This is a genomic window from Pseudomonas sp. DrBHI1 (genome assembly GCF_002205115.1).
In the GTDB taxonomy this organism is placed as follows: Bacteria; Pseudomonadota; Gammaproteobacteria; order Pseudomonadales; family Pseudomonadaceae; genus Aquipseudomonas; species Aquipseudomonas mosselii.
In genome coordinates this window covers 19,165-29,845 of the sequence record NZ_NIBE01000002.1, presented here as the reverse complement: position 1 = coordinate 29,845, position 10,681 = coordinate 19,165, and the positions used below count along the sequence as shown (strand labels likewise).

At 64.5% G+C, this 10,681-nt stretch carries 6 protein-coding genes; 1 reads left to right on the top strand and 5 read right to left on the bottom strand.

Going from position 1 to position 10,681, the window contains the following annotated elements; translation table 11 throughout:
- The first annotated feature begins 192 nt into the window (after positions 1 to 192).
- Positions 193 to 1,521: a cell envelope integrity protein CreD gene (gene creD, locus CC207_RS00270; protein ID WP_028689098.1), complete on the top strand. Its 1,329-nt coding sequence runs from the start codon at positions 193 to 195 to the stop codon at positions 1,519 to 1,521.
- A 187-nt stretch (positions 1,522 to 1,708) separates the two neighbouring features.
- Here the strand turns inward: creD and CC207_RS00265 are convergent, their stop codons facing one another.
- The 5 genes from CC207_RS00265 to aceE all read right to left on the bottom strand — a co-directional run bounded on the left by CC207_RS00265 (position 1,709) and on the right by aceE (position 10,430).
- A complete protein-coding gene (locus CC207_RS00265) occupies positions 1,709 to 2,323 on the bottom strand; it encodes a glutathione S-transferase (protein ID WP_088851392.1) in 615 nt (204 codons plus the stop codon).
- A gap of 3 nt (positions 2,324 to 2,326) precedes the next feature.
- Positions 2,327 to 2,995 carry a peptide-methionine (S)-S-oxide reductase MsrA gene (gene msrA / locus CC207_RS00260; protein ID WP_028689096.1) on the bottom strand — a complete coding sequence of 223 codons (669 nt, stop codon included), beginning with the start codon at positions 2,993 to 2,995 and terminating at the stop codon, positions 2,327 to 2,329.
- 150 nt (positions 2,996 to 3,145) lie between these two features.
- Positions 3,146 to 5,839 (bottom strand): bifunctional diguanylate cyclase/phosphodiesterase, encoded by a 2,694-nt coding sequence (locus CC207_RS00255; RefSeq protein WP_028689095.1) that lies wholly within the window; start codon positions 5,837 to 5,839, stop codon positions 3,146 to 3,148.
- Between the two features lie 300 nt (positions 5,840 to 6,139).
- Entirely contained in the window at positions 6,140 to 7,771 is a 1,632-nt protein-coding gene (gene aceF / locus CC207_RS00250; RefSeq protein WP_088851391.1) for a dihydrolipoyllysine-residue acetyltransferase, read from the bottom strand.
- A gap of 13 nt (positions 7,772 to 7,784) precedes the next feature.
- Entirely contained in the window at positions 7,785 to 10,430 is a 2,646-nt protein-coding gene (gene aceE, locus CC207_RS00245; protein ID WP_028689093.1) for a pyruvate dehydrogenase (acetyl-transferring), homodimeric type, read from the bottom strand.
- Positions 10,431 to 10,681 lie beyond the last annotated feature (251 nt).

The window sequence follows — 10,681 nt, the reverse complement described above, 5'->3', positions numbered from 1 at the left end:
GTGGGAGCGGGCTTGCCCCGCGATGTGGCCAGCCCAGGCAACATTACTGCCTGATCGGGCCTCATCGCGGGGCAAGCCCGCTCCCACGGTGCGTGGCCATCCAGGCAATCTCCACACAATCTCCACATTTCCTCCCCGAGGGCTCCACGCGGCGGGCAGAAACTGCCCCCATCGCAAACGGAGCCTTACCCCATGAACAAGACCCTAGGTTTCAAGCTCGGCCTGATCGCCGTGCTGATCCTGCTGCTGCTGATCCCCTTGCTGATGATTGGCGGCCTGATCGACGAACGCCAGCAACTGCGCAACAACGTGCTGGGCGAGATCGCCGCGAGCTCCAGCTACGACCAGCTGGTCAGCGGCCCGGTACTGGTGGTGCCCTATCGCAAGTTCGAGCGGCGTTGGATCGACAAGGACGGCACGAGCGTCCAGGAGACCACCACGATGCACGGCAATCTCTACTTCCTGCCGGAAACCTTCGCGATGGATGTCGGTGTCGATACCGAGCTGCGCGCCCGCGGCATCTACCAGGCGCGCCTGTTCCATGCCAAGGGGCAGGTCAGCGGTCGCTTCAAGCTGCCTGAGCGCTGGGGGATCGAGAAGGACTACGACGACTACCGCTTCGACAAGCCGTTCCTGATGGTCGGCATCAGCGACATTCGCGGCATCGAGAACAGCCTGGAGCTCACCCTGGATGACCAGCGCCTGCCCTTCGAGGCCGGCAGCGGCGTCGACTGGTTGCCCGGTGGCGTGCATGTGGCCCTGCCGCAGTTCAGCGACCAGAAGGCCCGCGAGTTCGACTACGCCTTCGATTTGGCCCTGCTGGGCACCGGCCAGCTGGCGGTGCTGCCGGTCGGCCGCAGCACCACGGTAGACATGCGCGCCAACTGGCCGCACCCGAGCTTCGTCGGCAGCTACTTGCCCAGCCGCCGGGCGATCGATGAGAAGGGCTTCAGCGCCCACTGGCAGACCTCGTTCTTCGCCACCAACCTGGAAGAGTCCATGCGCCTTTGCGCGACCGTCGGCAAGTGCGGTGATTTCAACGAGCGTGCTTTTGGCGTCAGCTTTGTCGACCCGGTGGACCAGTACCTCAAGAGCGAACGGGCGATCAAGTATGCGCTGCTGTTCATCGCCCTGACTTTTGCCGGCTTCTTCCTGTTCGAAGTGCTCAAGAACCTCAGCGTGCACCCGGTGCAGTACATCCTGGTGGGCGTGGCCCTGGCGTTCTTCTACTTGCTGTTGCTGTCGCTGTCCGAGCACCTGGGGTTTGGCCTGGCCTACGGGCTGTCGGCGTCAGGATGCGTGCTGCTGATCGGCTTCTATCTGGTTCATGTACTGCGCAGCCAGGGGCGTGGCGTGGGCTTTGCGGCCGGACTGGCGGCGTTGTACGCGATGCTCTATGGGCTGCTCAGCGCCGAGGACTACGCCCTGCTGATGGGCTCACTGCTTTGCTTCGGGTTGCTGGGTGTGTTCATGGTGCTGACCCGTCGGCTGGACTGGTCGCGGGTGGGGAGGGGCGTATGAGGGAGGATAGAGAGATCGGGCGCTGGTTGGCTGTGAGGATTGGCCAGCTATTTCCTGTGATACCGAGGTGAATTCTGGGGCTGCTCTGCAGCCCTTTCGCGACGCAAGGCCGCTCCTACAGACGATCGCGTAATCCTGGAGCGGCCTTGTGTCGCGAAACGAGGGCGAAGCCCTCGCTGGCGCAGTCTCAGGCTAACGGAGCTGTAGCCACCATCGACGGTCGCTTTGCCACCTCGGCATACCACGCCGCCAGCCCTGGATACAGCCCACGCCAATCGAACTCAGGCTGGCGCAGGTCCAGATACCCCAACGCACAGGCCGCCCCGATCGCGGCGATATCGAACCCCGAGGCGATCTCAGCCAGGTGCTCGCGCTCCAGGCTCGCCAGGCTGCGGCGGATCTTCTCGCCCTGTGCCTGCACCCAACCGTCCCACTGCTTGTCCACCGGGCGCAGGAAGGTCTCGTAGCGGGTGGCCACTGCCGCATCCATGATCGCGTCGGCCTGAGAGGCCAGGGTCAGACGCCGCCAGCGTGCCGAGCCCTCGCGGGGGATCAGCGGCAGGCCAACGTGCTGGCTATCGAGGTACTCGCAGATCACCCGGCTGTCGTGCAGCACGCTGCCGTCGTCCAGGCGCAGGGCCGGGATCTTGCCGATCGGGTTGCCCTGGTTGAGCTGCGCGTCGCCGTTCACCGGGCTGATGTTCACGCCCTGCACGGTGACGCGGTCCAACTGGCCGGTCTCGTGCAGCACGATCATCACCTTGCGCACGAATGGCGACAGCGGCGAATGGAACAGGATCATGGCTCAGTTGCCCTGCAGGCTGGGCGGCAGGCACACGCCGGTGCCGCCGATGCCGCAGTAGCCTTCCGGGTTCTTGGCCAGGTACTGCTGGTGGTAGGCCTCGGCGAAGTACACGGTCGGCGCCTGGGCGATCTCGGTGGTGATCTCACCGAAGCCGGCCTTGCCCAGCTCGGCCTGGAAGGCGGCCTTGCTCGCGTTTGCTTCATCGAGCTGCTGCGGCGAGGTGCAGTAGATCGCCGAGCGGTACTGGGTGCCGACATCGTTGCCCTGGCGCATGCCCTGGGTCGGGTTGTGCAACTCCCAGAACATCGCCAGCAGCTCGCGGTAGCTGACCCGGTTCTTGTCGAACACCACCAGCACCACCTCGGTGTGGCCGGTCAGGCCCGAGCAGACTTCCTCGTAGGTGGGATTGGGGGTGAAACCGCCGGCGTAGCCGACCACGGTGCTGACCACGCCTTCGCGCTGCCAGAAACGGCGCTCGGCGCCCCAGAAGCAGCCCAGGCCGAAGATGGCGAAGTCGATGTCGCCTTCGAAGAACGGGCCGAGCAGCGGGGTGCCTTCGAACACGTAGTGGAACTCGGGCAGGGTCATCGGGGTTTCGCGGCCGGGCAGGGCCTGTTCCGCGGTGGGCAGGACGTTTTTGTTCACCAGGATTTCCGAACGCAGGACCATGGCCGTTCCTCTGTGTCTTTTCAGTTGGACAGGTGTTGGCCCAATCGCCGGCAAGCCGGCTCCCTCAGGGTTATGCGTTCGACTGTGGGAGCCGGCCTGCCGGCGGTGAGGCCCGAATGGTTCCTATAGTGCCCGAGGTTGGCGCCGCTGTCAGTCCACCGGCCCACGCGGGTAGCGTCGCAGCTTGTCGTTCAGCTCGCGCCCCGGAATCGGCCGGTCGAACAGGTAGCCCTGGCCGACGTCGCAGCGGTGCCGGCGCAGGAACGCCAGCTGCTCGGGCGTCTCGATTCCTTCGGCGACCACCTTGAGCTTGAGGTTGTGGGCCATGGCCACCACCGCCGAGGTGATCTCCATGTCGTCCTGGTTGTCGGGGATCTCGTTGATGAAGCTGCGGTCGATCTTGATGATGTCGATCGGGAACTTCTTCAGGTAGCTCAGCGACGAGTAGCCGGTGCCGAAGTCGTCCATGGCCAGGGTCAGGCCCAGGGCCTTGAGCTCGTCGAGCTGGCGGTGGGTGTCCTCGGTGGCTTCCAGCAGCAGGCCTTCGGTCAATTCCAGCTCCAGCAGGTGCGGCGGCAGGGCTTCTTCCTTGAGGATGCTGCCGATCGAACTGACCAGCTCGGGATCGGAGAACTGCTTGGGCGACAGGTTGATGGCCACGTGCAGGTTGCCGAAGCCGGCTTCGCGCAACTGCTGGCTCATGCGGCAGGATTGGCGCACCACCCACTTGCCGATGGGGATGATCAGGCCGGTTTCCTCGGCCACGCTGATGAACTGGTCGGGGCGGATCATGCCGCGCTCGGGGTGGTTCCAGCGCAGCAGCGCCTCCAGGCCGAGCAGGCGGCCGCTGCGCAGGCACAGCTTGGGCTGGTAGAACACTTCCAGTTCGTTCTGGGTCAGGGCGCGGCGCAGGTTGTTCTCGACGAACAGCTTGTAGCTGGCCTCGGCGTTGAGCACTTCGGTGAACACCTGGACCTGGTGCTTGCCGTTGGCCTTGGCCTTGTGCAGGGCCAGGCCCGCGTTTTTCATCAACGTGGCCGGGTCGCTGCCGTGCAGCGGCGCGCAGGCCAGGCCCACGGAGGCGGTGACGTTGATCAGCTGGTTGTCGACGAACATTGGTTTGTCGAGGGTGCGCAGCAACTGGTGGGCGACGCCCTGGCCATCTTCCAGGCTGGTGTCGTCCAGCAGCACGGCGAACTCGTTGCTGGCGAAGCGCGCCAGGCTGCCGCCGTTGGCCAGGCTGTTGCGCAGGCGCCGGGCCAGGCTGATCAGCAGCTTGTCGCCGGTCTGGTGGCCGAGGCTGTCGTTGATCCGCTTGAAGTTGTCGATGTCCACCAGCAGCAGGCAGATGGGGCTGGCGCTGTCGCGGGCGAAGCGCTCGTCGAGGTTGCGGATGAACGCCGGGCGGTTGCCCAGGTTGGTCAGGTTGTCGGTGTAGGCCAGGCGCTCGATGCGCTGCTGGGCCAGCTTGGTCTGGGTCACATCCTCGTAGATGCCGATGTAGTGGGTCAGCTCGCGGTTGTCGCCGTACACCTTGGAGATCGATAGCTGGCCCCAGTAGGGCTCGAGGTTCTTGCGCCGGCTTTTGAACTCGCCTTGCCAGCTGTTGCCCATGGCCAGGCTGGACGGTGAGTCGAACAGCAGCTCGCTCAAGTTTTCCAGCGCCGGCAGTTCGGCCAGGTGATGGCCCTGGACCTCCTCGGTGCTGTACTGGGTGATCGCGGTGAAGCTGGGGTTGACGTATTCCACCACGCCGTCGCGGTTGACCAGCAGGAAGGCGCTGGCGCTCTGTTCCACGGCGCGCTGGAACAGGTGCAGGGCGCTGGCGGCGGTACGCCGGTTGTGGTTGTTGATGACTTGGGCGAACTGGTCGGCCAGCTCGCCGGCGAAGGCGATCTCGTCCGACTGCCAGGCCCGTGGCTGGCCGGTCTGCTCCAGGCACAGCACGCCGACCACTTGGCCGTCGATGCGGACACTGGCATCGAGCATGGCGTTGTCGTCGGTGCTGTACAGCGATTCGGCCATCTCGCGGGTGCGCGGGTCGTGGCTGGCGTTGTGGGCGTCGATGGCGCGGCTGGCGTGCAGGGCTTCCAGATAGTCCGGAAAGCGGCTGGCGTCGATCGCCTCGGGCATACGGTGCTGTTGGTCGCGGCTGTACCAGGCGCTGATCGGCTCCAGGCGCTGGTCGTTCAGGTACCAGATGCTGGCGCAGTCGACCTTGTAGATCTCGCAGGCACTGCGGGTGATCAGCTCGGCGGCTTCGAGCAGCGAGTTGCCGATGCTGTAGCGCTGGCGCGCCAGGCGCAGGATCAGGTCCTGCTGGGCGCGAACCCGCTCCAGGTGTTCGAGTTGCTCTTGTTGGGCGCGCTGGTTCAGTTGCAGGGCCAGTTGCAGGCGGTTGTTGCGCGACTCCAGGTCGTTGGCGTCGAGGTCCGGGGTGTCCTGGCGGTGGTCGTCGAACACCGTCAGGTAGCCGCGCAGCAGCTGGCGGTTGTGCTGCTTGTAGCTCTCCCCGACCTCCAGCAGGCGCAGCGGCGCCGGGCAGGCGTGCAGGGTGTAGCTAACCCGGTAGTAGCCGCGCTGAGCCAGCTGCAGCTGGATCTCGTCGTGCAGCTTGTAGCGTGCTTCCGGCTCCATGAGGCTGGCGTAGGGCGAACCGATCAGGGCGCAGAGCTCGGCGGCGGGCAGGCCGAACTGGCGGTCGCAGGCCGGGTCGAGGTAAAGCATGGCCCAGCTGGCTTCGTTCAGCCGCTCGAAACGCAGCATGCCGAGCCGCGAGGGCACGGGAAGCTGCGTCACGACCTCGGCCGCCACACGGCTGGCGGCATCGGGTTGGCTTTTCATCGAAGACTCGCTTGAACTGGGGCGCGGCCTGGAGCACGGCGCATCGGGCAAGGTTGCATCATGTCCCTGGGGCTGGCAAGCGGCCATGGGGGATGCTGTGAACAGGTTGTCGGCCAGTTGCATGAAATCTGTAGGCGCCAGCTTGCTGGCGAACCATCCACCTGTTCGCCAGCAAGCTGGTTTCTACAAGGCCGTGACATTCATGCGGGCAAAAAAAGCCCCGCCAATTGGCGGGGTTGAGGTACGAGCGTGGCAGCTCGAAAACGGGGCTGCCCCTCCGGGGAGGGGCAGCGTGCAGCGTTACAGCAGCATGGTGCGGATGTCGCCCAGCACGTCGCCCAGGCGCTTGGTGAAGCGCGCGGCGGCGGCGCCGTTGATCACACGGTGATCGTAGGACAGCGACAGCGGCAGCATCAGCTTCGGCTGGAAGGCCTTGCCGTCCCAGACCGGCTGCATGGTCGCCTTGGACACACCGAGGATCGCCACCTCAGGCGCGTTGACGATCGGCGTGAAGCCGGTGCCGCCAATGTGGCCGAGGCTGGAGATGGTGAAGCAGGCGCCCTGCATCTCGTCGGCCGAAAGCTTCTTGGTGCGGGCTTTCTCGGCCAGCGCGGCAGCTTCGGCAGCCAGTTGCAGCAGGCTCTTCTGGTCGACGTTCTTGATCACCGGGACCAGCAGACCGTCCGGGGTGTCCACGGCGAAGCCGATGTGCACGTACTTCTTGCGGATGATCGCCTTGCCGCTTGGCGCCAGCGAGCTGTTGAAGTCCGGCAGTTCCTTGAGCAGGAAGGCGCAGGCCTTGAGCAGCAGCGGCAGCACGGTCAGCTTGACGCCAGCCTTCTCGGCCACGGCCTTCTGCGCGACGCGGAAGGCTTCCAGCTCGGTGATGTCGGCGGAGTCGAACTGGGTCACGTGCGGCACGTTCAGCCAGCTGCGGTGCAGGTTGGCGGCACCGACCTGCATCAGGCGGGTCAGGGCCACTTCTTCCACTTCACCGAACTTGCTGAAGTCCACGGCCGGGATCGGCGGGATGCCTGCACCACCGGTAGCACCGGCGGCTGGAGCTTCCTTGGCCTTCTGCATCATGGCCTTGACGTAGACCTGCACGTCTTCCTTGAGGATACGGCCGTGCGGACCGGTGGCGGCAACCGCGCCCAGGTCGACACCGAATTCACGGGCCAGCTGACGAACGGCCGGGCCTGCGTGAACCTTGGCGTTGCTGCCGGCGGCCGGCGCGGTGGCGACTGGAGCTGGAGCAGCAGCCGGCGCGGCGGCGGAAGGTGCGGCGGCAGAGGCAGGAGCGGCAGCCGGAGCAGCAGCGGCCGGAGCTGGCGCTGCAGCAGGGGCGGCGCCTGCTGCCTTGATCTTGAAGATCAGGTCGCCGGTGCCCACTTCGTCTTCCAGCTTGCACAGCACGGCTTCGATCACACCGGCGCTAGGCGACGGGATCTCCATGGAGGCCTTGTCGGACTCCAGGGTGATCAGCGACTGGTCGGCTTCGACGGTGTCGCCGACCTTGACCAGCACTTCGATGATCTTGGCCTTGCCCGACGAGCCGATGTCCGGCACGTGGATGTCCTGCACGCTGGCGGCAGCCGGGGCTGCGGCCGGAGCGGGAGCAGGGGCGGCTTCGGCGGCAGGCGCGGGAGCCGCAGCCTGGGCAGGCGCGGCGGCTGGAGCCTCAGGCGCCGCAGCGGCGCCCTCGACTTCCAGGACCAGCAGCTCGTCGCCTTCTTTCAGGCGGTCGCCCAGCTTGACCTTCAGTTCCTTGACCACACCGGCCTTCGGCGCGGGGATCTCCATGGAGGCCTTGTCGGACTCCAGGGTCAGCAGGCTCTGGTCAGCCTCGATACGGTCACCGACCTTGACGAACAGCTCGATGATTTCACCTTCACCGCTGCCGATGTCAGGTACGCGAATGAGTTCGCTCACTTAAAAATACTCCTCAGCAGTCCAGTGGGTTGCGCTTGTCCGGATCGATGCCGAACTTGACGATGGCGTCAGCCACAACCTTGGGTTCGATCTCGCCACGGTCAGCCAGGGCTTCCAGGGCAGCCAGCACCACGAAGTGGCGGTCGACTTCGAAGAAGTGACGCAGCTTCTTGCGGCTGTCGCTGCGACCGTAACCGTCGGTACCCAGGACCTTGAACTCTTTGCTCGGCACCCACTGGCGAATCTGCTCGGCGAACAGCTTCATGTAGTCGGTGGAAGCGATGACCGGGCCCTTGCGACCGCCCAGGCACTCTTCGACGTAGGTCTTCTGAGGCTTCTGGCCAGGCTTGAGGCGGTTGGCGCGTTCCACGGCCAGGCCGTCGCGACGCAGTTCGTTGAAGCTGGTGACGCTCCATACGTCGGCGCCGACGTTGAACTCTTCGCGCAGGATCTTCGCGGCCTCGCGGACTTCGCGCAGGATGGTGCCGGAGCCCATCAGCTGTACGTGGTGCGCGGCTTCGCGGGTGTCTTCCTCGAGCAGGTACATGCCCTTGATGATGCCGTCCTCGACACCGGCCGGCATGGCTGGCTGCTGGTACGACTCGTTCATCACGGTGATGTAGTAGAAGATGTCCTGTTGCTCTTCGGTCATCTTCTTCATGCCGTCCTGGATGATCACCGCCAGCTCGTAGCCGTAGGTCGGATCGTAGGTGCGGCAGTTCGGGATGGTGCCCGCCATCATGTGGCTGTGACCGTCTTCGTGCTGCAGGCCTTCACCGTTGAGGGTGGTACGGCCGGCGGTACCGCCGATCAGGAAGCCACGGGTGCGGCTGTCGCCGGCGGCCCAGGCCAGGTCGCCGATACGCTGGAAGCCGAACATCGAGTAGAAGATGTAGAACGGCAGCATCGGCTGGTTGTGGCAGCTGTACGAGGTACCGGCGGCGATGAACGACGACATGGCGCCGGCTTCGTTGATGCCTTCCTCGAGGATCTGGCCCTTCTTGTCTTCGCGGTAGAACATCACCTGGTCTTTATCGACCGGCTCGTAGAGCTGGCCAACCGACGAGTAGATGCCCAGCTGGCGGAACATGCCTTCCATACCGAAGGTACGGGCTTCGTCCGGGATGATCGGGACGATGCGCTGGCCGATGTCCTTGTCCTTGACCAACTGCGCCAGGATGCGCACGAAGGCCATGGTGGTGGAGATTTCGCGGTCGCCCGAGCCGTCCAGGATCGCTTTCAGCGTTTCCAGTGGCGGGGTCGGCACGCTGAAGCTCTTGGCACGGCGCTGTGGCACGAAACCGCCCAGGGCAGCGCGGCGCTCGGCCAGGTACTTGGCTTCGGCGGAGCCTTCTTCGGGCTTGAAGAACGGCAGGTTCTCAAGGTCGGCATCCTTGACCGGGATGTCGAAGCGGTCACGGAAGTGACGCAGGCTGTCGACGTCGACCTTCTTGGTGTTGTGCGCGGTGTTCTTGGCTTCGCCGGCACCGGTACCGTAACCCTTGATGGTCTTGGCCAGGATGACGGTCGGCTGCTCTTTGTGGTTCACAGCCTGGTGGTACGCCGCGTAGACCTTGTACGGGTCGTGGCCGCCACGGTTGAGCTTCCAGATCTCGTCGTCGGACAGGTCCTCGACCATGGCCTTGAGCTCTGGGGTGTTGAAGAAGTGCTCACGAACGTACGCGCCGTCTTTGGCTTTGTAGTTCTGGTACTCGCCGTCGATGACTTCGTCCATGCGGCGCTGCAGGGCACCGTTGGTGTCCTTGGCCAGCAGTGGGTCCCAGAAGCGGCCCCAGACGACTTTGTTGACGTTCCAGCCGCCGCCACGGAACACGCCTTCGAGTTCCTGGATGATCTTGCCGTTGCCGCGAACCGGGCCGTCGAGGCGCTGCAGGTTGCAGTTGATGACAAAAATCAGGTTATCCAGCTTCTCGCGGCCGGCCAGGGCGATCGCGCCCAGGGATTCCGGCTCGTCGCACTCGCCGTCGCCCATGAAGCACCAGACCTTCTGCTTGCCGGCCGGGATGAAGCCACGGGCTTCCAGGTACTTCATGAAGCGCGCCTGGTAGATGGCCTGGATCGGACCCAGACCCATCGATACGGTCGGGAACTGCCAGAAGTCAGGCATCAGCCATGGGTGCGGGTACGAAGACAGGCCGTTGCCGTCCACTTCCTGACGGAAGTTGTTCATCTGGTCTTCGCTGATGCGGCCTTCCATGAAGGCACGGGCGTAGACGCCTGGCGAGGCGTGGCCCTGGAAGAAGATCAGGTCGCCGCCGTGTTCTTCGGTCGGGGCCTGGAAGAAGTAGTTGAAGCCGATGTCGTACAGGGTGGCGCTGGAGGCGAAGCTGGAGATGTGTCCGCCCAGGTCCGAGTCTTTCAGGTTGGTGCGCATGACCATGGCCAGGGCGTTCCAACGCACCATCGAGCGGATGCGGCGTTCCATGAACAGGTCGCCAGGCATGCGTGCTTCGTGGGTGACAGGGATGGTGTTGCGGTACGGCGTGGTGATGGCATACGGCAGCTGCGAGCCACTGCGGGTGGCCAGCTCGCCCATACGGGTCATCAGGTAATGAGCGCGGTCTTCGCCTTCTTTGTCGAGGACCGACTCCAGGGCATCCAGCCATTCCTGGGTTTCGATTGGATCGAGGTCTTGCATGGCTTGCTCCAGGGCGGAAAGGCCACCAGAATCGATGGCCTGAGTTTGCGACTGGCCTTATGGGCAGACGTCGTGAATTCTTGGATTACCGGACAGTCATCCGGCGCGGTGTAGTTTTACTACAAATGCTTTCTCATTTCATGCTTTGGCAGGTCATGAGTAGTAGTAAAACTACACAAATGCGACGTTTGGTCGCATCCCGGGTTGTGAGGAAAAACGTTCATGTTGGTTGGTGGTGTGTCGCTGATAGG